A 23,546-nucleotide genomic window follows, 5' to 3' on the forward strand; every position below is an offset into this window, starting at 1 on the left:
GGGTGCTTTTCTGTGTTCGGGGTCAGCGAGAGCTGACGAGGGTGGTGGGGGACGACGGGGCGAGGTGATCGGCCGCGCCGTAGCGCGAGCGCGGCGCCAGCGAGAACGCCTCGATCGACTGGCAGTACTTCGAGATCCGGACGACGGACATGTCGAGCGCGGCGGTCAGGTCGGTTGCCCAGTAGGGCACCCGTTCGTTGGCCTTGAGCTCGACGACCGCCAGCTTCGGCGGGATCAGGAACCGGTTCTCCGCACCGGAGGCGAAGTGGAAGTCGCGGTCACGACCGTGTACGCGGTGGTCGATCGTGACCCGCAGACCGAGGTCGGCCTCACGGCCGACGAAGGCCTCCCGCTGATAGCCGGTGGTCACGATGGGACGTAGGTCGAGATTGCCGACGAGCGTCGTCACCTCGCTGACGAAGCCGCGCGAGCCTCCGGCGGTCTCCAGGTCCACCTCCTCCCGCTCGTCGAGCCAGCGGCGGGCCTGGGCGTACGGCAGAGCGAGGCGCCGCTTCTGGGTCACCCGGTTGACCCGCTGCTTGATCTCGACGTGGACCGGAGTCTCCTCGACGCACTCCGCGGGTGCACCGTACAGACGCATCCGAACCTTGCGACGGAACCGCAGGCCCTCGATCTTCTCCCAGTAGAACCGCAGGTCAGCGGTGTCGTAGTAGATCGACGTGACCGGGTAGCCACCATGCGGCGAGTAGGGGTCGGAGTCCATCCGCGCGGCCAACGTCTCGCGGAGCTCGGGCACCTTCAGCTCATCGATCAGATACTTGATCTCGTAGCGGTTGAAGGCGTGCAACCGGCTCGCGGTCTCCTCATAGCCGGTCGGCTTGGTCGGAGAGTCCTCCGCATCGGTCTCGTCGGGGACGGCGCCTCGGCGCCGGCTCAGCCAGCTCATCGAATTCTTTCCTCCCAAGAGAGTCGCTTGATCGACTCCGGGAGTTCATCGCGAATTCGTGTACCGGCACTGTGCCGAACCTGTGATCCGCCTGTGAACCAGGATCACTCGATCCGGTTGCCCTCCTCGTCCCAGTGGGAGGCGACCTTCTTGCTCGGCTGCACGCGTGGCGGCTCACCGGGCATCTTCGGGTAGTCGGGCGGGAAGTTGAGCTCGCCTCCCGGAAGCTCCTCCCACAGCTCGAGCAGGGGCGTGAGGTCGTACGACTCGTCGTCGATCTCCGCCCAGCGGTCGCCGTCGGCGAGGAAGTCGGGGACGGTGAAGAGGTTGAGCTCGCGAGGGTCCTCGAGGTCGGCGAGCTCCTCCCAGGTGAGCGGGGTGGAGACCGGAGCGCCGGGCTTGGGACGCAGCGAGTAGGCGCTCGCGATGGTCCTGTCTCGGTTGTTCTGGTTGAAGTCGACGAAGATGCGCTCCCCGCGCTCCTCCTTCCACCATGCGGTGGTCACTCCCCCGTCGCGCCGCTCCAGCTCGCGGCCGAAGCCGATCGCGGCGTGCCGCAGGTCCTCGAAGGTCCACTCCGGCCGGATGCGCACATAGATGTGTACGCCGCGGTTGCCGCTCGTCTTCACGAACCCGCGCAGGCCGTGCTCCTCGAGGGTCTCGCGGGCGACGCCCGCGACCCGTACGGCGTCGGCGAAGTCGGTGCCGGGCTGGGGGTCGAGGTCGATGCGCAGCTCGTCGGGGTGGTCGACGTCGTCACGCCGGACCGGCCAGGGGTGGAAGGTGAGCGCGCCCATCTGCGCGCACCAGACCGGCACCGCGATCTCGGTCGGGCAGATCTCGCGCGCCTTCCGCCCGCTGGGGAAGGTGATCTCGACCTCCTCGAGATAGTCGGGAGCGCCCTTGGGCGTGCGCTTCTGGTAGAAGCCGTCGCCCTCCTTGTCGGTCGGCCCGGTCGCCAGCTTCATCCCCTCGCGCCAGCCGTCGGGCCAGCGCTCCAGCGCGGTCGGCCGCTCGCGCAGCGCGCGCATCAGCGGGTCGCCGAGGGACGCGAAGAACTCCGCGACCATCAGCTTGGTGACCTCCGGGGTGCGGTCGGTCGCCTCGTAGATCACCCGGTCGGGGCTGGAGATCCGCACCTCGCGCTCGCCTGCCTGCACGTGTGCCGCCGGTGTCTTGGCCATGGCAGCAACCTAGCCCGTCCTGGTGCGAAATGACTCGAAATGATCAGGCGTGCAGGTGCACCGGAACGGGTCGCAGCCGCGTAGGAGAGGCATGAGAACAACAAAGGTCAGGCCTATCTCGGGTGCGGCCCTTGTGATCGTCAGCATCTTCGCCCTCAGCTCCTGCGGGTCCGGTGGGTCGAGCGACTCCGCCGGTACGCCACAGGTCGAGTCGCTGGCCGACTCCTCGGCCGGGAAGGCGGCTCCACCGGAGAAGGCCGACGCGGCCGCGCCGAGACAGGCCGTCGTCAAGGCCTCGATCATCTCCACGGGCTCGGTCTCGCTCAGCGCTAAGGACGTCGGGAAGACACGTACGCAGGTCCAGCGTGTCAGCGACAAGTACGCCGGTCAGGTCACCGAGCAGGAGACCAGCGAGGGCGACGGAGACGGCCCCAGCCATGCCCGGATGGTGCTGCGGATCCCGTCGAAGTCGTTCACCGACGCCATGTCCGACCTCGAGGACGCCGCCACCCTGCTCGACTCCAACACCACCAGCACCGACGTCACCACCGAGGTCGTCGACACCGAGGTGCGGGTGAAGAACGCCCGGTCGAGCATCGAGCGGATCCGCACCCTCCTGTCCCGAGCCGAGGCGATCGGCGACGTCATCTCGATCGAGTCCGAGCTCGCCCGCCGCGAGGCCGACCTCAACTCCCTGCTCGCTCAGCAGGCGGCGCTCGAGGACCAGACCTCGCTGTCCACCATCACCGTCGACATCGACCGCGCCGGGCCGGGCGGTGCCGGCGACGAGGACCCCGGCTTCCTGGCCGGGCTGAGCGCCGGCTGGGAAGCCCTCGGTGGCTCGGCACGCGTCCTCGCGGTCGCCCTCGGCGCCGTGGTCCCGTGGGTGCCGGTCGTCGCCCTCGTCCTCGCGCCCGTCTGGCTGCTCGCCAAGCGCCGGAAGCAGGGCGTCGCGCCCGTCCCGGCCACCGGCCCGGCGGACGAATAACCTGTCGAGATCGGGGTGCTCGGCGGCGTACCTTCTGAGCATGAGCGCGCTCGAGCACCCTGGCCTCGTCTTCCGCAGCCTCGACCCGGTCGACGGGGACGAGGCACTCCTCAAGGGCTGGTACGAAGGGACCCGGCGCGGCTTCCACCAGACCCGCGGCAGCGACGACGGGCTCGCGGTCTGGCGCGACCACGTCCGCAGCGACTCGGTGACGCTGCTCGGCGCGTGGACGGAGGAGTCCGAGTTCGCCTCGACAACGATCCCCGTCGCGACCTTCTCCTCGTGGGCCTCGCCGGTCAACGTGGGCGGCGGGGCAAGCCTGCCGACGCTGCTGATCAGCGACGTGACCGTCTCCCCCACCCACCGCCGCCAGGGCCTGCTGCGCAAGCTGATGACGGTCTCGCTCGCCGACGCGGTCGCCGCCGGGCTGCCGCTCGCAGCGCTGACCGTCTCGGAGGGCTCGATCTACGGGCGCTTCGGGTTCGGCACCGCCACCCAGCTGCGCCAGATCGAGGTGGATGTGACCTCGAAGTTCCGCTATCGCGCGGATGTGCCCGCCGACGACGGCTCGGTGACGCTGATCGAGCCGAGCGACGCCTGGAAGACGGTCTCGTCGATCTACAGCACCTTCCAGGGGCGCACCCGCGGCTCGGTGACACGGCCGCAGTTCTACGAGCCGTGGCTCTCCAGCGGCTATGACTTCGAGGGCGACTCGAAGGGCGAGTCCAAGCAGCGGGCGGCTCTGCACCTCGACACCTCCGGCACCCCGGACGGCTACGTGATCTACCGGACCGCCGACGAGCGCAACGACGCCGGACTGAGGTCGGCTCGGGTCGTCGACCTGGTCGCCCTCACTGCGTCCGCCTACCTCCGGCTGTGGCGCTTCCTCGCCGACATCGACCTCGTCGAACGAGTGATCTGGCGCAAGGCGCCGCTGCAGGACCCGCTCTACTGGGCGCTGGCGGAGCCGTTCGCGGTCAAGAGCGAAGAGCTCGACGACATGCTGTGGGTGCGCGTGCTCGACGTCCCAGTCGCTCTCCAGGCCCGTCCCTGGTACGCCGCCGGCGAGGTCGTCCTCGGCATCGACGACCCGCTCGGCCACGCCGCCGGTTCCTGGCGAGTGGCGGTCGAGGGCGGCACCGCCGAGGTCACCCCCACCGACGCCGCCCCGACGGTCGAGCTGGCTGCGGACACCCTCGGTGCGCTCTATCTCGGCGGCGTCGACGTCCGCACCCTCGCGGCCGCGGGCCGCATCACCGGCTCCCCCGACGCGATCGAGACCTGGGCCGGGATGACCGACGGCGGGCCGCTCCCCTACTGCATCACCGGCTTCTGAGGCGACCGGACTCGCCGGTCGCTCCCACCCCGGACGTACCATTTGGGTATGGGTTACAACGTGGAGAAGTCCGACGAGGAATGGCGCGCAGAGCTGTCGCCTGAGGAGTACGCGGTCCTGCGTGAGGCCGGCACCGAGCGGGCGTTCACGGGCGAATACACCGACACCGAGACCAAGGGCATCTACTCGTGCAAGGCCTGCAAGGCCAAGCTCTTCGAGTCCGACACCAAGTTCCACTCCGGCTGTGGCTGGCCGTCGTTCTACCAGCCGATCAGCGACACCGTGGAGTACATCGAGGACAAGTCGCACGGGATGGACCGGGTGGAGGTCCGCTGCGCCAACTGCGGCTCCCACCTCGGCCACGTCTTCCCCGACGGCTACGGCACCCCGACCGGCGACCGCTTCTGCATCAACTCGATCTCGATCTCGCTGGAGGCGGCTGAGTGAGGTCGAGCGGCGAGCTTGCTCGTCCGCTCGCGCCGAGCGAGGGAGCAACCGCGCGCAGCGCGGAGGCTGCCGACCAGGCCTGATCCGGCTACCGTGATGCCGTGACGGTGCGCATCGCGATGTGGTCGGGCCCGAGGAATCTGTCCACAGCGCTGATGCGCTCCTTCGAGAACCGCGCCGACTGCACGGTCCTCGACGAGCCGCTGTACGCCGCCTACCTCTCCTCCACCGGCCTGGATCATCCCGGCCGGGACGAGGTGATCGCCTCCCAGCCGACCGACTGGCGGGTCGTGGTCGAGGAGATCACGACCGGTCCGGTCGGCTCGGCGGTGCAGTACCAGAAGCACATGACCCATCACCTGCTCCCGGAGATGGACCACGGCGCCTTCGCTGGACTCTCCCACGCGTTCCTAGTCCGCGACCCGGAGCGGGTGCTGACCTCGTACGCGAAGGTCCGGGAGGAGCCGACGCTGGAGGACCTCGGGCTGCCGCAGCAGGTGGCGCTCTTCGAGGAGTTCGGCGGGCCGGTGATCGACGCCGCCTCGATCCTCGCCTCGCCGCGGGCGGCGCTGACCGCGCTGTGCGCTGCGCTGGGCATCGGCTTCGAGGAGTCGATGCTGTCGTGGCCGGCCGGTCGCCGCGACTCCGACGGTGTGTGGGCACCGCACTGGTACTCCGGCGTCTGGGCCTCGACCGGCTTCGCCGCCTCCTCCCCCGGCGCCGCCGACCCGCTGCCCGCGCGCCTCGAGCCGCTGCTGGAGCGCTGCCTCCCCTACTACGATCGCCTCGCTCCCCATGTCATGACTCCCGATCTCATGGACGGCCCGTGATGCTGCAGACATACGACCCCCGCAACGACGACATCAAGGTCTGGATCAACGGCGATCTCACCCACCGCCTGGAGGCACGGGTCTCGCCGTTCGACTCGCTCGCCCAGGGCGGTGACGGGGTCTGGGAAGGTCTGCGGCTGACGCACGGACGGATCTTCAAGCTCGACGAGCACCTGCTCCGGCTGCGCCGCTCGGCCCGGGCGATGGCCTTCTCCGACATCCCCTCGGATGCGTTCATGACCCAGGCGATCCGGGAGTGCCTGGCCGCCAACGGGATGCACGACGACGTCCACATCCGGCTCACCCTCTCCCGAGGCGTGAAGGTCACCTCCGGCATGGACCCGCGGCTCAACCAGTCGGGCCCGACGCTGATCGTGCTGGCGGAGTTCAAGTCGCCGGTCTACGACGAGTCCGGGATCACGCTGGTCACCGCCGCCCAGCGCCGCCCGCGTGCCGACATGCTCGACCCGAAGATCCACCACAACAACCTGATCCCCTCGATCCTGGCCAAGGTGGAGGCCAACAACGCGGGCGCCGACGACGCGCTGATGCTCGATGATCTGGGTTTCATCGCGGAGACGAACGCCACCCACTTCTTCCACGTACGCGACGGGGTGCTGCGCACCTCGACCACGCGCGCGTGCCCCGAGGGCATCACCCGCGCCACGGTCCTGGAGCTGGCAGCCGACCTCTGCCTGCCGATGGACGTCGGTGACTTCTCGCTCACCGACGCCCACACGGCCGACGAGGCCTTCGTGACCGGCACCATGGGCGGGCTCACCCCGGTGGTCTCCCTCGACGGCCGCCCGATCGAGCGCGGGCCGGTGACGCAGCAGCTCGCCAAGGCGTACGCGGACCTGCTGGAGACCTCGGGGACGGTCGTCGTCGGCTGAGCTCAGGCGTCGCGCCAGGCGACCAGCTTCTCGAGGAACGAGAGGTCGTAGTCGGGACCGTTCACGCCGACGGTGAACAGCGTGGCCCCGGCGTCGGCGAGCGCCTGGGCGGACTCGAGGTCCTTGACCTCGACCGAGACCTCGATCTCGGAGACGTCACGGCCGACGTTCTTGCAGTGGCCGGCGAGGATGCCGTGCTTGCGCTCGAGGGTGGGGATGTCGGAGAAGGAGTGCCAAATGTCGGCGTGCTTCGCGACGTACTTCAGGGTCTTCTTCTCCCCACCGCCGCCGATCATGACCGGGATCCTGCCCGAGCCGGACCGGCCCAGCGGAGCGGGGTTGAGCTCCGACCACCGCTTCTCGATGCGCGGCAGCGCCTCGCCGAGGGCGTCGAGGCGCGAGCCGGCGGTGCCGAAGTCATAGCCGTACTCGGTGTAGTCGCGCTCGAACCATCCCGACCCGATCCCGAAGATCAGCCGACCGTCGGAGATGTGGTCGACGGTGCGGGCCATGTCGGCGAGCAGCTCGGGGTTGCGGTAGGAGTTGCAGGTCACCAGGCAGCCGATCTCGACGCGCGAGGTCTGCTCGGCCCAGGCGGCGAGCATCGTCCACGCTTCGAAGTGCTTGCCGTCGGGCTCTCCGTAGAGCGGGTAGAAGTGGTCCCAGTTGAAGATCACGTCGACGCCGATCTCCTCCGCGCGACGGGCGGCGTCGCGGATCTGGGCGTAGTCGGCGTGCTGGGGCTGGATCTGGACTCCGATGCGGATCGTCATGTGCCCAACACTACGGAGCGTCCGTCTTCCGTACTCGCGTGAATCGGCCCTATCGTTCGGCAGGCGGCGGACCGCGTCGCACGAGAGCGAGAGGTGCGAGATGCGATTCGGTTGGGATCTGCACGGGAACGGCAAGAACGTACGCGAGGGCGCGATCGTCAAGCCCGGCGAACGGCTGAGCTGGCCCAGGACGATCGGCTTCGGCGGCCAGCACGTGGTCGCCATGTTCGGCGCGACCTTCCTGGTGCCGCTGCTGACGGGGTTCCCGCCGACCACCACCCTCTTCTTCTCCGGCTTCGGCACCCTGCTGTTCCTGCTGATCACCCGGAACCGGCTGCCCAGCTACCTCGGCTCCTCGTTCGCCTTCATCGCACCGATCGGCGCCGCCATGGGCGGCGGCGGGATGGGCTCGGCGCTCTTCGGGATCATGGTCACCGGTGCGCTGCTGGCCCTGGTCGGCGTGCTCGTGATGGTCACCGGCACCCGCTGGATCGAGGTCTTGATGCCGCCGGTGGTCACCGGTGCGATCGTCGCGCTGATCGGTCTGAACCTGGCCAGCGCGGCCACCAACAACGTCGTCGGCGGCGACCCCGCCAACCCCGACAACGCCTCGGTGCTGGTCGCCGCGATCACCCTGGCCACCGTGCTGATCGTCGCCGTCGCCTTCCGCGGCCTGATCGCCCGCCTCTCGATCCTCGTCGGTGTCGTCGTCGGCTACATCGCCGCGCTGATAGCCGGGCAGGTCGACACCTCGGCGTTCGAGAAGGCCGCCTGGTTCGGCCTCCCCGACTTCTCCACGCCGTCGCTCGACTGGGCCGTGGTGCCGATGTTCCTGCCGGTCGTGCTCGTCCTCGTCGCCGAGAACGTCGGCCACGTACGCAGCGTCGCCCACCTCGCCGCCGACGACAGCATCAACCGCGAGACCGGCCGCGCACTCTTCGCCGACGGCCTCGCCACCACCATCGCCGGCGGCTTCGGTGGCTCGGCGACCACGACCTACGGCGAGAACATCGGCGTCATGACCGCGACCCGCGTCTTCTCCACCGCCGCCTACTGGGTCGCCGGCATCGTCGCGATCCTGCTCTCGCTCTCACCGAAGTTCGGGGCGCTGCTCAACACCGTTCCGCCGGGTGTCCTCGGCGGCATCACGGTCGCCCTCTACGGCCTCATCGGCCTGATCGGCATCCGGATCTGGCTCGACAACCGCGTCGACTTCGCCGACCCGGTCAACCAGTTCACCGCCGCCGTCGCGCTGATCATCGGCATCGGCAACCTCACCCTCACCTTCGGTGACCTCACCTTCACCGGCATCGCGCTCGGCACCATCGCCGCGGTCGTGATCTACCACGGGATGACCGCGCTCGCGCGGGTCCGGAGGTAGTTGTGAAGCTGAGGGTGGTCTATGGGCCACCCTCAGCTTCACAAGCTCGATCCTGACTCGTTCGGCCCCGTGTCCACCTCGGTTGAGGGGCACGGACCTTCAGCGTCGTCCACCGCGACGGCGAGCATCATCGCTCCCCTTCGGCTGGAACTCTCGACTCAACCGATGCATCCCGAATGACTTCGAGATGCCATGACTCATCGGTTTTTCCAAGAGAGGCCGACAGACTCGATGACATCGAGCGCTTTGCGCGCTCTCCCCGCCATCCCCACCGCTTCCAGATACAGAAGAACGGTCACTCCATCCAGATCCCCGACAGAATCGTGAAGGGCTTCGAGGGCCCCGTTCAACGCCCAGGCGAGCCATTCGTCGGTGTCCATGCCCTGGGCCATCGGCTTGCCTGTCGCATCGACTTCAAGCGGCGGAATCGCAACCACGATCGCCGGTGCACCGTCGTTGCGAGGATTGGAGAGCACCTGGGCAACATGTTTTTTCGGGTCGGCTCCGTATCTCTCTGCGGCAAGAGGGAAGGAAATCAGTTCGGCGTCACAACCCGCAGCAGTGTTCTTCACCGGGCCCGACCGCACCTCGAACGGATACCCGGGTCTGACTGCGTCCAAGACGTCTTGAACGCAGTCCTCGATTCCGATTGCAACAACGAATTTCATCAAGCCCCGGCTCCTGGGATACCACCCGGCATGACAGACGGACGACCGAGCAGTTTCAGCTCGTCGTTGTTCAGAGCGTAGCCTCCGCCTTTGACATCGGAGGTGTACGCCATCTGAGCGTCCCCAGGCAGATCGGAAACCTTCACGGAGGTACGGGTCATCGTGTACGCACCCTCGTCGGGCCAGCGACCGTATGCGGTGCGGGCATAGTCCGCCGCGCCACCCTCCGAGAATGAGAAGTACTTGACCCCCTGCGGGCTGTTCCATTGACGGGTGCTCAGAATGTCCTTCAACTCGTCGGCCTGCACCGCGCGCCAGAGGAAGATCTGGCCTTCCTTGGTGCAGGACTGCAGCCCAGCCGGGTCGACCCAGTTAGTCGGATTGTGAACATACGTATTCGGGTTCGGTGCCGGCGCAAGACCGAGGGGGTCTTGGCTCAAGTATCGGCCGGTGCCTGAGTCGTAGTAGCGGTGATGGTTGTAGTAGAGACCCGTCTCAGAGTCGGCGTACTGCCCGGCGAAGCGGAGCGGTGTAGCCGACTCTTCGAAAGAGACACCCCAGACGGTGCGCCGCGCGTGCCAGCGAAGCTCCCCATCGGAGCCGATCAGTTCCGACGGTGCGCCGGCAAGATCGGTGACGACAGAGTAGAACCGCGCGTCGACTTCCTCTTGTGTGAGCTCGACCTGCGCAACGGGCTGGTAGCCCTGGTGTGCCCAGGAGAGAGTGCCTCCCGATCGGCCGGTCTGCTCGATGAGGACGTTTCCGTCCCACGAGAAGAGGATCTCCTCGGCCACCTCACCGGACTCGGCATGACGGCGCTTGGCGACGCGGCGACCGAGAAAATCGTAGAGGTAGGTCCAGCGGGTGCCGTCGGGGGTGCGGACTGCGGTGAGGCGGTCGTTGGCATCCCACTCGTAGAGCCAGGTGTCGGGCTTCTCCGACAGCCTGGTTCGGGTGTGGCGGACCAGGCGGCCCTGGGAGTCGTAGGCGTAGCGGCTGCGGCCGGCTCGGGTGAGCAGGGTGCCGTCGTAGTCGCGGCGCTCGGCGTCGCCGCCGCCGGTTGCGGAGCGGGTGATGTTGCCGAGCGGGTCGTAGGCGTAGGACTCCGAGACCGAGTCGTCCAGGGCGACCGAGGTGATCCGGTCGGCGAGGTCGAGCTCGAAGCGGCGGGCGCCGGTGAGCTTGTCCTCGACGCCGATCAGGCGGCCGGCGGACTCGTAGGCGTAGGTGCGCTCTTGGAGCACGTCGGCCGGCGCCGAAGCAGCGGCCCGTTCGAGACGCTGGGTCAGGGGCTGGCCGAGGAGGTCCCAGGTCTGCTCCAGGACGACGTCACCGGTCGTGCGCCGGGTCTCGCGGCCGGCCGCATCGTGCTCGAAGGCGATCTCCTGGCCGGCGACCGTCATCCGCTCCGGCGCGGGCCCGAGGCCGTAGGACCACTCGGTCTCGACCCCTGCCGGCGTGGTGCGGTGGAGCGGACGGCCGAGGGCGTCGTACGTCTTGGCCACCCGACGACCGTTGACCGACTCCGCCAGCACCCGACCGAGCGGGTCACGCTCGATGACCAGGTCGACGCCGGGAGAGGTCGCACGCAGGAGGCGGCCGAGCGGGTCGTAGGCCAGCGATGTCGTCTTGTCCTCGGCCTGCTCGGTGACCACGTTGCCGAGAGCGTCGTAGTCGTAGACCAGACGCTGCCCCGCACCGTTGACCTGCTCGACCATCTGGCCGGCGGCGTCGTAGGCGTAGGTGAGGGTGCGGCCGTTGTAGTCGGTCTCGCTCGCGAGGCGGCCGGCCTCGTCGTAGTCGTAGCGCCAGGTCTCGCCCTTCGGGCTGGTGACGCTGGTGAGACGCAGCTCGGGGTCGTAGGTGTAGCGCGTGATCGCACCGTCGGGGGCGAGCACCTCGGCAGGCATGTCGAAATGGGTGAACCTGGTCATCGTGGTGCGACCGGCGGGGTCGGTGTAGGAGACCGGGTTGCCCTCGCCGTCGTAGGTCCAGGACTCGGTCGATCCGTCCGGGAGGACCCGGGAGGCGAGCTGGCCGTCGACGGTCCAGGAGTAGGTGGTGCGGGCGCCCAGGGCGTCGGTGCTGGCCACGACTCGGCCGAAGTGGTCGCGCTCGAACTCGGCCCAGCGGCCGTCGGGCTCGACGACGCGTCGGGGCAGTCCGGCGGCGTCGGTCTCGATGGTGCGGACCCGGCCGAGGGCGTCGGTGACCGAGGCCAGGTGGCCGTCCTCGCCGTAGCCGAACGCGGTGGTGGCGCCGGTGGCGTCGGTGACCGCGGTGCGACGGCCGACCTCGTCGTAGTCGAGCGTCGTGGCGGTGCCGTCGGGCCGGACCTGGCGGACCAGGCGGGGCCCGGCCGGGGTCTCGGCCCACTCCATCGTGGTCCGGCTGCCGTCGGGGCGGGTGACCTCGGTGAGGTTGCCGGCGTCGTCGTACACGAAGCTCGTGCGGCGGCCGAGCGGGTCGATGCGCGCGAGCAGCTGGTTCTGCGGGCTCCACTCCGAGGTGACGGCGTTGCCGAGCGGGTCGACGGTGGCGACGACCTGGAAGTGGGTGTTGATTTTGAAGGTCGTGGTGAGCTCGCGGGAGTCTGTCACGCGGGTCTCGCGCAGACCGCTCGAGTTCGCCTCGCCGTACTCGAAGGTGTTGCGCATGACGCCGTCGGAGCCGCCCTGGCTGATGCAGCGGCCCTGGGAGTCGTAGACGTAGTCGTAGAAGGTGCCGTTGCGGTCGACCCAGCGGGTGAGCCGGTGCTGGTCGTAGCCGAACTCGAGCTCCTCACCGGATCCGTTGACGATCCCGGCTAGGTCACCGGCGTCGTCGTAGCGGTAGGTCGCCACCTGCACCGGGTCGGCCCCGTCGGGACGAGTGACCGTCAGACCGGTGACCCGGTGGCCGGCGGTGGCCACCTGCACCCGGTAGCCCGCGCTGTGGGTCACCTCGGCGGGAGTGCCCGCCTCGTCCCGCGCGAACCGGACCCAGTCGCCGGAGGCGTTCGTGATCGAGGTCAGCCACGCGGTGCCGCCGGACCCGGTGTAGTGGCGGGTCTCCCCCGTCTCGGTGTCGAGGAGGTCGTAGCCGCCGTCCTCGCTCACCTGCAGCCGCAGCGAACCGCCGGCGACCGGTCGCGCCTCCTGGCCGTCGGTCAGGTTCTTGAACACGTGCGCCCTGGTGTCGGCGGCGATCACGACCGCCGAACGCCGACCCACCAGGTCGGTGTGGACGTCGAGCCGCTCGTCGAACGTCGAGGACCACGAGACGCCGAACCAGTGACCGTAGGTCCAGTCGCTCGAGTGCTTGCGGGTCAGGACCAGCGGGAGGTCGCCGGGGAGAGTGAGGTCGGTCTGCTGCAGGTAGACCGCGCCGGTGGCCACGTCGACCGGGTCACCACAACCCTGCTGGTCGCGGTTTCCGGTCTTGTCGGTGCCGTCCTTGTTCGTGGGCAGGCCGTCGGTGCGACCGGGCTTGTCAGGGCCGGACCGCGCCATGTCGCTGTCGAGGTCGCGACGGGCGTCCGCGTGCTTGCGGATCCCGTCGGCGACGTCGTCGGCGTTCTTCTTCAGGGCGTGCCCGACGTCACTGAGCGCCTTGGTCGAGGCTTCCCGGAGCTCCTCGACGACGTCATCCATCTTTCTGGCCATCGAAGTTCTCCTAGGACTCGAAGAAGGGCAGGGCAGACACTTCGGCTGCGAAGGTGGTGCACAGGTCGAACTGGTCCGCACCGCAGTCGTTGAGCGCGGTGGCGATCTGCTCCATCACGTCGTAGCTGAGCTCGGTCGCGGCGGTCGCGTCTCCGTCGGTCACCAGCGGAGCCGCCGCGATCGAGGTCGCGAGCTCGGCGATCGTGCCGGTCAGCGGCTCGATCACCATGGTGGCGAGCTGGCCGATCAGCTCTTCCATGATGAGGTCGGTGGCGATGTCGAGCGCCTTCTTCCGAGCAGCGATGATGGCGGCGTTGCCTGCCACGCTGAGGCCGGCGGTCACCACCGCGGTCGCGGCGGCCGCAGCGATCTGGGCGGCCGTGATCGTCAGCTCGGCGATCACCTTCACCTTGAGCCCGACGATCGCGTCGGCGGCCATGTCGATGCCGGTCGCGATCCCGGGCAGGGCGTCGAGCACCGCATCCATGTTGGACGTACGGTTCTCGGTCCACGCCCTGATCAAGGCGTTGGTCGACTGCGCCTTGGCTCCGTCGCCCAGCTCGTTGACCCTGACCTGCAGGTCATCGAGGGTGCCTCGCAGGTCCTGCTCCAACCCGCGCAGCAGCTGCGCGGCGTCGCGTACGGCATCCTCGTCGACGTTCGGCCATTCGTAGCCGAGCAGGTCGAGAACGAAATCCAGCTCCCCAGGGATGGTCATCCCCACACTTCTGCCCTCCCGCGGTCGTTTGGAGATCAGCGACCGTGAACGGGGTCGGCGAGAACCCGAGCACTGGCCACCGCGACGTCGAAGGTTAGTGGAGTGTCGCGATGGCCGAACAGTGAATTACCGAGGTTCGTCCCGCCTCACGGAAGGCGCTCGAGAAGATCCGCGATCTCGACACGGGCGCCGGTGTAGAACGGCACCTCCTCGCGTACGTGACGGCGGGTCTCGGAGCCGCGCAGGTGGCGCATCAGGTCGACGATGCGGGAGAGGTCGTCGGCCTCGAAGGCGAGCATCCACTCGTAGTCGCCGAGGGCGAAGGACGGCACCGTGTTGGCCCGCACGTCGGGGTAGTCGCGCGCCATCTGGCCGTGCTCGGCGAGGAGGCGGCGGCGCTCCTTGTCGTCGAGGAGGTACCACTCGTAGGAGCGGATGAACGGGTAGACCGCGACGTAGTCGTGGCTGCGCTCGTCGGCGAGGAAGGCGGGCAGGTGGCTGCGGTTGAACTCCGCAGGGCGGTGCAGCGCCATCTGCGACCAGACCGGGACCAGGCGGCCACCGAAGGCGGTGCGGCGCAGCCGGTGGTAGGCCGACTGGAGCTTGTCGGAGGAGCCCGCGTGCAGCCAGAACATCACGTCGGCGTCGGCGCGCAGGCCGGCGACGTCGTAGGTGCCGCGCACCACGATGTCCTCCTCGGCGAAGGCGGCGAAGAGCTCCTCGACCTCGACGGCCTCGGCCTTGCGGTCGGTGTCACCGAGGGTCTGCTCGAGGGAGAAGACCGACCACATCGTGTAGCGGATGGTCTCGTTGAGCTCGTTGATCTTGGCTGCGTTGGACTTGATGTCGGCCTGCGGATCGGTCATGCCCCCATTTTGCGCCACGGCCGGTCGCCGCCCCTCCACCGGCCTCTATCGTGTGCCCATGCTTCCGCTGCGTACCCGCATCTTCGCCTTCCTCCAACAGCGCCTGATGAAGTCGCCGCTGACCGCCGAGGAGATGATCGCCCTCCGCGCCCAGCGCGAAGGATTCCGCACCGGACCCATCACCGCCCTCCTCTTCGGCCGCCCCGCGGACGTCGAGACCAAGGAGACGTACGTCGACGGGCGCCGCTACGCGGTCTACACGCCGCGCGGGCTCAACGGCCCCGCTCCGGTGGTCATCAACTTCCACGGCGGCGGCTGGTGCCTCGGGACGCCGGAGCAGAGTGCCTGGGTCTCCTCCCACGTCGCCGCCCGCACCGGGTCGATCGTCGTCGCGCCGACCTACCGGCTCGCGCCCGAGCACCCGTTCCCGGCGGCCGTCGAGGACGCCTGGGCGGCCGTGGAGTGGGTTGCCAAGCACGCCGCCGACCTCGGCGGGGACCCCGGACGCATCTCGGTGATGGGCGACAGCGCCGGCGGGAACCTCGCCACCGTGGTCGCGCTCATGGCCCGCGACGCCGGCGGGCCGGCGATCGAGTCGCAGGTGCTGATCTACCCGGCCGTGGAGATGTACGAGAAGTTCCCCTCCGAGGCCGCCAACGCCAACGGACCGGTGCTCACCTCGACCCAGATGAGCACGTTCAGCCACCTCTACATGGGCTCGAGCTACGGCGACGAGTCGTGGCAGGCCTCGCCGCTGCGCGCGACCTCCCACGCCGACCTGCCACCGACCCTCATCATCACCGCGCTGCACGACCCGATCCGCGACCACGGGACCCGTTATGCCGAGGCTCTCCGCGCGGCTGGGACGGAGGTGACGCTGGTGGACTACGACACCGCGTTCCACGGGTTCATGTCGCTGCCGGGTGTCGCCCCGGCGGCCAAGAAGGCGCTGGCGGGGATCGCCGAGTTCCTGCGCTCCCTGCCGAGGTGACCCGCTGCCCCAGGTCGTACGAAAACTTCATGTGAACAACCTGACGTTTCGATCCTCGATCGGAAGGTTGTCGCCTGATGCACCTGACTTTGCGCTAGCGTTCTGCCTCGACATCCGACGCCGGAACGGCCTCGGATCGCACTTCGTCTCGGCTCTCATCTCGTCGGCGGCCCACACGCTTCCGCGCCTCTTTGCCGAGCGCTCCGAACGCTGGGAAAGGCGCAGTGACATGGCAGACGTCTCCATCAAGATCGAGACGCTCGAGCAGACCGTCGCCAAGCTCGACTCGATCATCGACGAGTTCGACCACGCCGTGGGGAACGCCAACGCGCTCGAGAGCGCCATCGGCAACCCGTTCCGGCGCGGAGAGCTGCGCGGCAAGGCCGACGACTTCGAGCAGCGGTGGGACATGAAACGCAACGACCTCAAGGACGAGATCTCCAAGGTGCGTGACCACATGAAGGGCGTGGTCGACGGGTTCCAGGACTGGGACAGTGAGACGGCCCTTCTCTTCCAGAAGAAGGGATAGCGGAGAGCCATGGAGCACTCGCCCAAGGGCAGGGAGATCGAGCCTCTCACCGGTGACGCCGAGGTGATCATCACTCGTGGGGAGAGGATCGAAGAGCTCGGCATCCAGATGTCCGAGGCGGCCGACGTCCTGGAGGAGATCGCCAACAGCGAGCTCGCCGACGGCCAGATGCAGGGCAAGGCCGTCGCCGAGCTCCAGGACAAGATCGGCTCCTCCTACACGACGTTGCGAGAGGCCAGCGAGCTCTACACGCCCGTGGGGCCGCTGATCGCGGCGTACGGCGACAGCCTCGGCCAGATCCAGGCCAAGATGAATCCCCTGGTCGACTCCTGCACGGACAAGTGGGCCGCCTACGAGGCGCTCCCGGAGGGCCAGGAGGAGGACGACGCCGAGGGGCAGGCCAAAGAGGCCGCCTACGACGAGTGGCGCGACGACGCCTCGGCCTGGGACGCCCACTACGACACCTGGGACGAGGCCTACGAGCTCGCGGTCAGCGGCATCGGCGAGGAGATGGCCGGCAGCATCAAGGACGGCTTCTGGGAGATCTTCGGCTTCCTCATCAACATCCTCGAGGCCATCGCGATGGTCTTCATGATCGCCGGGCTCTTCCTCGGCGGCGTCGTCGCCATCATCGGGTTCGCCCTCGGTGCCGCGGTCCTGCTCGGCAAGATCGTCCAAGCATCAGCCGGCAAGTGCGACGTCACCGACGTGCTCCTGGCGGTCCTCGCGGTGCTCCCCTTCGGAAAGATCGGCCAGATAGGCAAGGCCTGGGCCGGCTTGGGGAAGAGCGCCGCCACCGGCGGGAAGGCCGTCGGCGCAGCAGGGCGAGCCGGCTACCGGAACTTCGCGCTGAAGCGAGCGGTGCCGCTCGTCGCGCCCGCGAACCCGGTCACGTACGGCTCCAAGATCAAGGTGGCCATCTCCATCTCCACCGGCGCGAAGGAGGTCCCACGGACCAGGGCTGCCTGGTTGGCCAACCCGATCAAGGCCCCCAAGGACATCGGCGTGGGCCTGTTCAGCGGGATCGACGTCGCCACCGGGAAGGCCCTCTACGGGACCCTGGCCACGGCCGGCACCGGGCTCGGCCCGAAAGTCGCCGCAGGGGTCGACGTGGTCGGCGGCCTCGGGAAGTGGATGGGTGAGTGGTACGGCACCGCCTCGACGAGCGAGGCCCTGCACGAGCGGCGGCTCGGCGATCAGGAGAGCGCGCAGGCATCGGTCCCGGACGTCGAGTCGACCGTCACCGGGGGCCGATGATGACCGAGACCTGGCAGGCTGAGATCGCGTTGACCTCGGACCGATGGACCCAGATCCCGCGCGCCGACCGGAACGAGGGCGCGGCGGCGTGGGTCGAGGAGTCGCTCACCGGGCTCCGCGAGGCCTGGGGCGAGGCGTGGAGCGACGAGCTCGACCCGACGGCGCGCACCCTGCTCGCCCACAACCTCGCCGAGGACCTCCACCCCGGGACGCTGGCCGCGCTGCTCCACTGGCCGGTGCCTGCTCCGGCGGTCAGCCGGGTGCGGGTCGTCCTCGGTGGCGGTGAGCCCATCGGCGCCGACGAGTGGCGACAGCAGGGCTTCGACGTCGACGAATACACCGGAGCCGCTCTCGGCCCAGGCCTGAAGTGCGTGGGCTCCCGGACCGGCGAGGTCGACGGTGAGACCGTCGAGCTGCTCACCGGTCTCTTCGTCTTCGCGACACAGGAGGCGAGCGTGATGGTCGTGATCGAGGCAGGCAGCCCCGAGGTCTTCGGGCTCACCTTCGCGGAGATGCCGCTCTTCCTCGCCGAGCTCGAGGTCGTCGGACCCGACGGCACCCTCTTCTCGGCAGAGCCGCCACCCGGCCTGACGACCGACCCCTTCGACCTCTGGGAGGACCCTTCACTTGTCTGAGTCATCTGCGGCCGCGCCCGCACAGCACTCCTCGCTACGCCAGCTGCTCGGCGGCACGAAGGATCCGGAGTTCGAGCTGAAGCTCCTCCCCGGGTGGGAGCGGCACTCTCCCGACGAGGCCGACAAGGCTGCGATGGACGCGGCGCTGAAGAAGCGCTTCATGAGCGTCAACCGGCCTGACCTCCATGCCGCCATGCGTCTGCAGCTGGACCAGGCGTACGCACTCATGAAGCAGCAGCAGGTCAAGGCCTACTTCGCCGCCACCGCCGAGACCGACAGCCTCGCCATCATCCCGGGAGCGATCCTCGCCACGACGTTCCTCGCCGACGGTGGCGGCACCCTCGACACCCATGTCGCGCAGATCATCCGCAACCACGGGGCCAAGCCGCTGTTCGGCGACCGGCGGTTCGTCCGCTACGAGCGCGAGTCGACGACGACCGCCGAGGGCGACGAGGCCGTGATCGCGACGTCGATCGTCTACATGACCCCGGTGCCGGGCTCGAAACGGCGGCGTGGCCTCCAGCTGACCGCGACGCTCGCACGGCCGGTCGACATGGCCGCGACCGACGAGAAGTTCGTGGCCTGGAAGCTGGCTCTGGACGTCTGCGTCTCGACGCTGCGGTGGCTGCCGGCCTGAGTCAGCCGATCTCGCCGGCCGCGCGGTGGGCCGAGCCGATCGTGGCCGGGATGCCGACGCCGTCGTAGGAGGCACCGGCGAGAGCCAGACCAGGTACGCCGCGGAGCGCCTGCCGGATCCGGGCGACCCGGTCGAGGTGGCCGACGGGATACTGCGGCAGCGCGTCGGTCCAGCGCTGGACGTGGACGTCGAGGGGCTCCACGGTGAGGCCCGCGATCTGCTCGAGCGCGGCGAGCGAGTCTGCGACGAGGCGGTCGTCGTCGTCCGAGGGCGGCTCGCCGTGGCGCCCGATGGAGGTGCGCAGATAGTTGCCACGCTCCCCCACCCAGGCCCACTTGGCGAAGGAGAAGGTGGAGGCCTTGATCGCGGACTCCTCGACCGGCGGCACCAGGAAGCCGGACCTGCCGGTGAGCTCGGCGGGGAGATCGGGGAAGGCGAAGGTGATCACCGCGACGCTCGCGGTCTCGATCGCGGACAGCTCGCGGGCGACCGCCGGAGCGGTCGAGCGGAGCAGCTTCGCGGCCTGAGGAGCAGGGGTGGCGACCACGACGGCGTCGGCCGCCTCGACCTCGCCGCCGGTCTCGACCAGGAAGCCCTGCGGGGTGCGGGTGACCGCGTCGACCGGGGTCTCGAGCCGGATGTCGAGCCCCTCGGCGAGGGTGGCGGGCAGCCGGGACATGCCGCCCTCGATCCCGGCGAAGACCGGGACGGTCGAGGTCGGCAGCGCGGCAGCGGCCTCGAGCAGCGACCCCTTCTCGGCGAGCATGAACAGCTGCGGAGCGGCCGCCTTCACCGAGATCGCGCGGGCGTGGCCGGCGTACACCCCGGCGAGCAGCGGGTCCGCCAGCCGGTCGGCGGTCTCGTCGCCGAACCGAGAGGCGATGAAGTCACCGACGGAGACGTCCTCGTCGGTCTTCGCGGGCGGGAGGGTGGGCTCGCGGCGTACGACCTCCAGGGTCTCTTCGGAGAGCAGGCCGGCCGCCTCCAGCGCGGGGAGGTCGAGTGGTACGCCCATGATCGAGCGCGGGATCGGCCGCAGCGCGCCGCGCGACCAGATCGCCGACTTCGCGTCGGTCGGGTGGACTACCTCCAGGCCCGCCTCGCGCGCGAGGGAGACGCCCTCGGGGCGGCGGTTGAGCATCGCCTCGGCCCCGACGTCGACGGTGTGCCCGGCGACGGACTCCCCACGGATCTTGCCCCCGACCCGGTCCGAGGCCTCCAGCACCGTGACCCGATGACCCTTCCGGGCCAGGTCGCGGGCCGCGGTCAGTCCGGCGATCCCTGCTCCGACGACGATGACACGCACAGGATCAGTCTCGCATCCCGCTGATCGCCGGGATCAGGTGAGCCGCTCGACCGCCGTCTTCGCCTCGGCCAGCCCGGCTCCGGTCGCCTCCCGGTAGACCTTGATCGCCTCGATCTTCTTGCCCGCACGAGTCAGCGCCACGACCTCGTCCTGGCGCGGCAGCGGCGGCGCCTCCAGCCCCGCGTCCTTCAGGAGCAGGTCGACCTTGTCCTCGAGACGGTCGATGCGGCGGGAGACCTCCTTCCGCACCTTCCGCTCCGACGACTCGATCGCGAAGTAGACCAGGACGACCAGGACGAGGGTTGCGCTTCCGATGACATCCACGGTCGAAACCCTAGTGCCGAGAGGTCTCCCCCGTCGGCCGAGACGTCACTGCCGCAGGCCGAGACGTCGCTACCGTCGGCCGAGAGGTCGCTACCGTCGGCCGACACGTCACCAGTGCTGTCTCGTCCGACGTACGTGACGCCTCGGCCGACGTAAGCGACGCCTCAACCAGCCTGAGCGACCTCTCGGCCGACCTACCTGACGCCTCGGCCGGCTGGGGTCAGCCGGCGAGCCGGCCGAAGTTCGAGCGGTGGAAGACCAGGGGCTGGCCGGCGCCGTGGTCGGCGGCGTGGAGCTGGAGGAGCACGACGATGTGGTCGCCGGCCTCGACCTCGCGGTAGATCGTGCAGTCGAACTGGGCCAGGCCCTCGTCGAGGGTGAGGGCACCGTCGAGCGAGGCGCTGACGGTGAGGCCGTCGAAACGAGAGCCGACAGGGCCGGCGAGCTGGCGGCATACCTCGCCGTGGTGCTCGGCGAGCACCGTCACCCCCAGGTGGGACGACCGCCGCAGGTCGGGCCAGGTCTTGGAGGTGTTGGCGACCGAGAAGGAGACCAGCGGCGGGTCCAGGGACACCGAGGTGAACGACGATGCCGCCAGGCCGACCGGCCGGCCGTCGACGACGGCCGCCACCGCCACGACGCCGCTGGGGAAGACGCCGAATGCCTCCCGCAGCGCGGCGGGGTCGAGATCCTGGTTGGTACGCAGCGGACCGGTCATCCGGTCACCACCTCTCTCGCGGGCTCGGCCCGCGCTTCTTCCACCGCCGTGTCCCGCAGCCTCTCGCCGCGGGTCTCCGGAAGCAGCCACATGCAGGTCAGACTGATCGCAGCGACCACGACGTTGTAGCCGGCCACCCACCACAGCGAGCGGTCATCGGAGAGCGCCACCAGGGCGGCCGCGATCAGCGGCGTCAGCCCGGAGGCCACCACTCCGGAGATCTGGTAGAGCGCGTTGAGCGCGGAGAATCGGTAGCGGGTGTCGAACAGCTCGCTCCAGAACGCTGCCAGCGGCCCGTAGACGGTGCCGTAGACCAGGCCGAGCCCGCCGACGAAGGCGGCCACCGACGCCACCACCGCCCCGGACTGCACCGCGGCCGCCACCGGGAAGGCGATCACCAGGCCGACCACGGCGCCGACGGTGTAGACCGGCTTGCGACCGAATCGGTCGCTGAGCGCTCCGGCGACGACCGTCATGATCACGCCCAGCACCGCACCAGCCATGATCGCGTTGAGCACCACCGAGCGGCTCAGACCAGCGTCGGAGACGGCGTAGGAGAGCAGGAAGACCGAGTAGAGGTTGTAGGTGAACCCCTCGACGAACCGGGTGCCCATCCCGAGCAGCAGCGTGCGCGGCTGACGTCGGAAGAGCTCTACGACGGGCAGCTTGGAGACCTTCTTCTCCTTCTGCACCTCCTGGAAGGACGGCGTCTCCATGATCGAGAGCCGGATCCAGGCTCCGATGGCGAGCAGCACGATCGAGATCAGGAAGCAGACCCGCCATCCCCACGCCAGGAACGCCGCGTCCGGCAGCTGCGAGGCCACCGCGAACGCCCCCGAGGCGAGCACGAGCCCGCCGGGGACACCGATGTGCGCGAAGCTCCCGTAGAGCCCGCGGCGTCCGGCCGGTGCGTACTCGGTGGCGAGCAGCACCGCCCCGCCGTACTCACCGCCGACGCCGATCCCCTGCAGGATCCGGAGCACCACCAGCGCGATCGGGGCAAGGACCCCGATGGAGTCGTACGTCGGCAGCAGCCCGACCAGGGAGGTGCCGACGCCCATGATCACGAGCGTCCAGATCAGCATCGTCTTGCGGCCGATCCGGTCGCCGAAGTGGCCGAAGATCAGCCCGCCGATCGGGCGGGCCAAGAACCCGACGGCGAAGGTGCCGAAGGAGGCGAAGGTGGCCGCGGTGCCGTCGAGCCCGTTGAAGTAGAGCTTGTCGAAGACGAGGCCGGCGGCGGTGCCGTAGAGAAAGAAGTCGTACCACTCGATCGTGGCGCCGACCGAGGCTGCGAGCGCGACCCGCTTCGGGCTCGCGGCAGTCTTTCCGGGAACAGTCGACATGTCGGTCCCTACTGCGCGGCGGCGCCGAACGGCACAGCCGCTCCGCGGCCGGCGACAGGGGCGGGGTGGGACCACAGGCCCCGGCGGCCGAGCTCGGGCAGGACGCCCTCGCCGAACCAGTAGGACTCCTCCAGGTGCGGGTAGCCCGAGAGGACGAACTCGGTGATCCCCACCTCGTGGTAGGCCTCGATCAGGTCGGCGATCTCGGTGTAGGAGCCGACCAGAGCGGTGCCGGCGCCACCGCGTACCAGCCCGACACCCGCCCACAGGTTGGGGTGGACCTCCAGCCCGTCCCGCGAGCCCTTGTTGAGCTCCAGCATCCGTCGCTGACCCTCCGAGACGCTGCGCGAGAGACCCGCCTGGACCCGCGCGATGTCCTCGTCGGAGATGTTCTCCAGCAGCCGGTCGGCCTCGGCCCAGGCGGCCGCGGAGGTGTCCCGGGCGATCGAGTGGAGGCGGATGCCGAAGCGGAGCTCGCGGCCGTGCTCGGCGGCCAGCTTCTGCACCTTCGCGATCTTCTCCGCCACGGCGGCCGGCGGCTCGCCCCAGGTCAGGTAGACGTCGGCGTACTCGGCGGCGACCTCCAGCGCCTTCGGCGACGAGCCGCCGAAGTAGACGTCCGGCACCGGGTTCGGCTGCTGCTCGAGGCGCGCGTTCTCGACCGAGAGGTGCTTGCCGGAGTACGTCACCGTCTCGCCCGCCCACAGCCGACGGATGATGTGCAGGAACTCCCCGCACCGCTCGTAGCGCTCCTCTTTGCCCAGGAAGTCGCCGTACATCCGCTGCTCGTGGTCCTCGCCGCCGGTGACGACGTTGAGCAGCAACCGCTGGCCGGAGAGGTTCTGGAAGGTGCCCGCCATCTGCGCGGCCAGGTAGGGCGAGACCGAGTCGGGTCGGAACGCGACCAGGAACTTCAGCCTCTCGGAGAGCGAGCTGAGCATCGCCGTGGTCACCCAGGCGTCCTCGCACCACGCACCGGTCGGCGTCAGCGCCGCCTCGAAGCCGAGCTGCTCGGCGCTGCGGGCGATCTGGCCGAGGTAGGGCACCGTCGCGGGCCGGCCCGACGCCAGCGCGCTGACGCCGTGGCCGCCGCCGATCACGTGCCGGCCGTCGCCGCCGTTGGTCGGGAGGAACCAGTGGAACTTGAGGGTGCTCATGTGCTGCCTTT

The 23,546-nt window shown here is 69.3% G+C and carries 23 protein-coding genes; 11 read left to right on the forward strand and 12 right to left on the reverse strand.

Translation table 11 applies throughout. From position 1 onward, the window contains the following. Positions 1-22 precede the first annotated feature (22 nt). Positions 23-907 carry a polyphosphate polymerase domain-containing protein gene (locus IEY81_RS22295; RefSeq protein WP_189120696.1) on the reverse strand — a complete coding sequence of 295 codons (885 nt, stop codon included), beginning with the start codon at positions 905-907 and terminating at the stop codon, positions 23-25. A gap of 104 nt (positions 908-1,011) precedes the next feature. After that, positions 1,012-2,091, reverse strand: a complete 1,080-nt coding sequence (locus IEY81_RS22300; protein WP_189120697.1) for a DNA polymerase domain-containing protein — start codon at positions 2,089-2,091, stop codon at positions 1,012-1,014. A gap of 91 nt (positions 2,092-2,182) precedes the next feature. Here IEY81_RS22300 and IEY81_RS22305 point away from each other — a divergent pair, with 91 nt between their 5' ends. The 5 genes from IEY81_RS22305 (at position 2,183) to IEY81_RS22325 (ending at position 6,585) form a co-directional block, all read left to right on the forward strand. After that, entirely contained in the window at positions 2,183-3,079 is an 897-nt protein-coding gene (locus IEY81_RS22305; RefSeq protein ID WP_189120698.1) for a DUF4349 domain-containing protein, read from the forward strand. A 40-nt stretch (positions 3,080-3,119) separates the two neighbouring features. After that, entirely contained in the window at positions 3,120-4,415 is a 1,296-nt protein-coding gene (locus tag IEY81_RS22310) for a GNAT family N-acetyltransferase (protein WP_189120699.1), read from the forward strand. A gap of 48 nt (positions 4,416-4,463) precedes the next feature. Beyond that, on the forward strand, positions 4,464-4,862 hold the full coding sequence (gene msrB / locus IEY81_RS22315; protein ID WP_189120700.1) for a peptide-methionine (R)-S-oxide reductase MsrB: 399 nt from the start codon (positions 4,464-4,466) through the stop codon (positions 4,860-4,862). A gap of 101 nt (positions 4,863-4,963) precedes the next feature. Next, positions 4,964-5,692: a sulfotransferase-like domain-containing protein gene (locus IEY81_RS22320; RefSeq protein ID WP_189120701.1), complete on the forward strand. Its 729-nt coding sequence runs from the start codon at positions 4,964-4,966 to the stop codon at positions 5,690-5,692. Further along, positions 5,692-6,585, forward strand: a complete 894-nt coding sequence (locus IEY81_RS22325) for an aminotransferase class IV (RefSeq protein WP_189120725.1) — start codon at positions 5,692-5,694, stop codon at positions 6,583-6,585. Before IEY81_RS22320 ends, IEY81_RS22325 begins: the two co-directional genes overlap by 1 nt. A 2-nt stretch (positions 6,586-6,587) precedes the next feature. Here the strand turns inward: IEY81_RS22325 and IEY81_RS22330 are convergent, their stop codons facing one another. Continuing rightward, positions 6,588-7,358 (reverse strand): LLM class F420-dependent oxidoreductase, encoded by a 771-nt coding sequence (locus IEY81_RS22330; protein ID WP_189120702.1) that lies wholly within the window; start codon positions 7,356-7,358, stop codon positions 6,588-6,590. A gap of 100 nt (positions 7,359-7,458) precedes the next feature. Between IEY81_RS22330 and IEY81_RS22335 the strand changes: the two genes are divergently transcribed. Next, complete coding sequence (locus IEY81_RS22335) at positions 7,459-8,739, forward strand: uracil-xanthine permease family protein (RefSeq protein ID WP_189120703.1); 1,281 nt, start codon at positions 7,459-7,461, stop codon at positions 8,737-8,739. Between the two features lie 197 nt (positions 8,740-8,936). On the opposite strand, the gene IEY81_RS22340 is transcribed toward IEY81_RS22335, so the two are convergent. The 4 genes from IEY81_RS22340 to hemQ form a co-directional block, all read right to left on the reverse strand. Then, positions 8,937-9,311, reverse strand: a complete 375-nt coding sequence (locus IEY81_RS22340) for a hypothetical protein (RefSeq protein ID WP_189120704.1) — start codon at positions 9,309-9,311, stop codon at positions 8,937-8,939. A 95-nt stretch (positions 9,312-9,406) separates the two neighbouring features. Beyond that, positions 9,407-13,051: an RHS repeat-associated core domain-containing protein gene (locus tag IEY81_RS22345; protein WP_189120705.1), complete on the reverse strand. Its 3,645-nt coding sequence runs from the start codon at positions 13,049-13,051 to the stop codon at positions 9,407-9,409. Positions 13,052-13,061: 10 nt separating this feature from the next. Further along, entirely contained in the window at positions 13,062-13,769 is a 708-nt protein-coding gene (locus IEY81_RS22350) for a WXG100-like domain-containing protein (RefSeq protein WP_189120706.1), read from the reverse strand. A 146-nt stretch (positions 13,770-13,915) separates the two neighbouring features. Continuing rightward, entirely contained in the window at positions 13,916-14,635 is a 720-nt protein-coding gene (gene hemQ, locus IEY81_RS22355; RefSeq protein ID WP_189120707.1) for a hydrogen peroxide-dependent heme synthase, read from the reverse strand. 58 nt (positions 14,636-14,693) lie between these two features. On the opposite strand from hemQ, the gene IEY81_RS22360 reads away from it, so the two are divergent. From IEY81_RS22360 to IEY81_RS22380, 5 genes are all read left to right on the forward strand, one after another. Further along, the gene (locus IEY81_RS22360; protein ID WP_189120708.1) at positions 14,694-15,626 is read left to right on the forward strand and encodes an alpha/beta hydrolase; all 933 of its coding nucleotides are present in this window, start codon (positions 14,694-14,696) and stop codon (positions 15,624-15,626) included. 229 nt (positions 15,627-15,855) lie between these two features. Further along, the gene (locus tag IEY81_RS22365; RefSeq protein ID WP_189120709.1) at positions 15,856-16,155 is read left to right on the forward strand and encodes a flagellar protein FlgN; all 300 of its coding nucleotides are present in this window, start codon (positions 15,856-15,858) and stop codon (positions 16,153-16,155) included. A gap of 9 nt (positions 16,156-16,164) precedes the next feature. Next, the gene (locus IEY81_RS22370) at positions 16,165-17,412 is read left to right on the forward strand and encodes a hypothetical protein (protein WP_189120710.1); all 1,248 of its coding nucleotides are present in this window, start codon (positions 16,165-16,167) and stop codon (positions 17,410-17,412) included. Beyond that, the gene (locus IEY81_RS22375; RefSeq protein ID WP_189120711.1) at positions 17,412-18,047 is read left to right on the forward strand and encodes a hypothetical protein; all 636 of its coding nucleotides are present in this window, start codon (positions 17,412-17,414) and stop codon (positions 18,045-18,047) included. Before IEY81_RS22370 ends, IEY81_RS22375 begins: the two co-directional genes overlap by 1 nt. Beyond that, positions 18,040-18,684: a protein TPRXL gene (locus IEY81_RS22380; RefSeq protein ID WP_189120712.1), complete on the forward strand. Its 645-nt coding sequence runs from the start codon at positions 18,040-18,042 to the stop codon at positions 18,682-18,684. The genes IEY81_RS22375 and IEY81_RS22380 overlap by 8 nt, the downstream gene beginning before the upstream one ends. A gap of 1 nt (position 18,685) precedes the next feature. Here the strand turns inward: IEY81_RS22380 and hemG are convergent, their stop codons facing one another. The 5 genes from hemG to IEY81_RS22405 form a co-directional block, all read right to left on the reverse strand. Then, positions 18,686-19,990, reverse strand: a complete 1,305-nt coding sequence (gene hemG / locus IEY81_RS22385) for a protoporphyrinogen oxidase (protein ID WP_189120713.1) — start codon at positions 19,988-19,990, stop codon at positions 18,686-18,688. A gap of 33 nt (positions 19,991-20,023) precedes the next feature. Continuing rightward, on the reverse strand, positions 20,024-20,314 hold the full coding sequence (locus IEY81_RS22390; RefSeq protein WP_189120714.1) for a ribosomal protein L7/L12: 291 nt from the start codon (positions 20,312-20,314) through the stop codon (positions 20,024-20,026). A 220-nt stretch (positions 20,315-20,534) separates the two neighbouring features. After that, positions 20,535-21,032: a flavin reductase family protein gene (locus IEY81_RS22395; RefSeq protein ID WP_189120715.1), complete on the reverse strand. Its 498-nt coding sequence runs from the start codon at positions 21,030-21,032 to the stop codon at positions 20,535-20,537. Then, positions 21,029-22,378, reverse strand: a complete 1,350-nt coding sequence (locus IEY81_RS22400) for an MFS transporter (RefSeq protein ID WP_189120716.1) — start codon at positions 22,376-22,378, stop codon at positions 21,029-21,031. The genes IEY81_RS22395 and IEY81_RS22400 overlap by 4 nt, the downstream gene beginning before the upstream one ends. 8 nt (positions 22,379-22,386) lie before the next feature. Further along, positions 22,387-23,535, reverse strand: coding sequence for an LLM class flavin-dependent oxidoreductase (locus IEY81_RS22405; RefSeq protein WP_189120717.1), 1,149 nt, complete (start codon positions 23,533-23,535; stop codon positions 22,387-22,389). Between the last annotated feature and the right edge of the window lie 11 nt (positions 23,536-23,546).

Origin of the sequence: Nocardioides luteus (genome assembly GCF_014648595.1) — a bacterium.
GTDB lineage: Bacteria > Actinomycetota > Actinomycetes > Propionibacteriales > Nocardioidaceae > Nocardioides > Nocardioides luteus.

Bases quoted from the DNA above. Each gene is read 5' to 3' on its own strand.
- IEY81_RS22330 (WP_189120702.1), bottom strand. From the start codon at position 7,358: ATGACGATCCGCATCGGAGTCCAGATCCAGCCCCAGCACGCCGACTAC.
- IEY81_RS22310 (WP_189120699.1), top strand. From the start codon at position 3,120: ATGAGCGCGCTCGAGCACCCTGGCCTCGTCTTCCGCAGCCTCGACCCG.
- IEY81_RS22305 (WP_189120698.1), top strand. From the start codon at position 2,183: ATGAGAACAACAAAGGTCAGGCCTATCTCGGGTGCGGCCCTTGTGATC.
- IEY81_RS22335 (WP_189120703.1), top strand. From the start codon at position 7,459: ATGCGATTCGGTTGGGATCTGCACGGGAACGGCAAGAACGTACGCGAG.
- IEY81_RS22375 (WP_189120711.1), top strand. From the start codon at position 17,412: ATGACCGAGACCTGGCAGGCTGAGATCGCGTTGACCTCGGACCGATGG.
- IEY81_RS22370 (WP_189120710.1), top strand. From the start codon at position 16,165: ATGGAGCACTCGCCCAAGGGCAGGGAGATCGAGCCTCTCACCGGTGAC.
- IEY81_RS22345 (WP_189120705.1), bottom strand. From the start codon at position 13,051: ATGGCCAGAAAGATGGATGACGTCGTCGAGGAGCTCCGGGAAGCCTCG.
- IEY81_RS22405 (WP_189120717.1), bottom strand. From the start codon at position 23,535: ATGAGCACCCTCAAGTTCCACTGGTTCCTCCCGACCAACGGCGGCGAC.
- IEY81_RS22360 (WP_189120708.1), top strand. From the start codon at position 14,694: ATGCTTCCGCTGCGTACCCGCATCTTCGCCTTCCTCCAACAGCGCCTG.
- IEY81_RS22325 (WP_189120725.1), top strand. From the start codon at position 5,692: ATGCTGCAGACATACGACCCCCGCAACGACGACATCAAGGTCTGGATC.
- IEY81_RS22365 (WP_189120709.1), top strand. From the start codon at position 15,856: ATGGCAGACGTCTCCATCAAGATCGAGACGCTCGAGCAGACCGTCGCC.
- IEY81_RS22395 (WP_189120715.1), bottom strand. From the start codon at position 21,032: ATGACCGGTCCGCTGCGTACCAACCAGGATCTCGACCCCGCCGCGCTG.
- IEY81_RS22350 (WP_189120706.1), bottom strand. From the start codon at position 13,769: ATGACCATCCCTGGGGAGCTGGATTTCGTTCTCGACCTGCTCGGCTAC.
- IEY81_RS22400 (WP_189120716.1), bottom strand. From the start codon at position 22,378: ATGTCGACTGTTCCCGGAAAGACTGCCGCGAGCCCGAAGCGGGTCGCG.
- msrB (WP_189120700.1), top strand. From the start codon at position 4,464: ATGGGTTACAACGTGGAGAAGTCCGACGAGGAATGGCGCGCAGAGCTG.
- hemQ (WP_189120707.1), bottom strand. From the start codon at position 14,635: ATGACCGATCCGCAGGCCGACATCAAGTCCAACGCAGCCAAGATCAAC.
- IEY81_RS22295 (WP_189120696.1), bottom strand. From the start codon at position 907: ATGAGCTGGCTGAGCCGGCGCCGAGGCGCCGTCCCCGACGAGACCGAT.
- IEY81_RS22300 (WP_189120697.1), bottom strand. From the start codon at position 2,091: ATGGCCAAGACACCGGCGGCACACGTGCAGGCAGGCGAGCGCGAGGTG.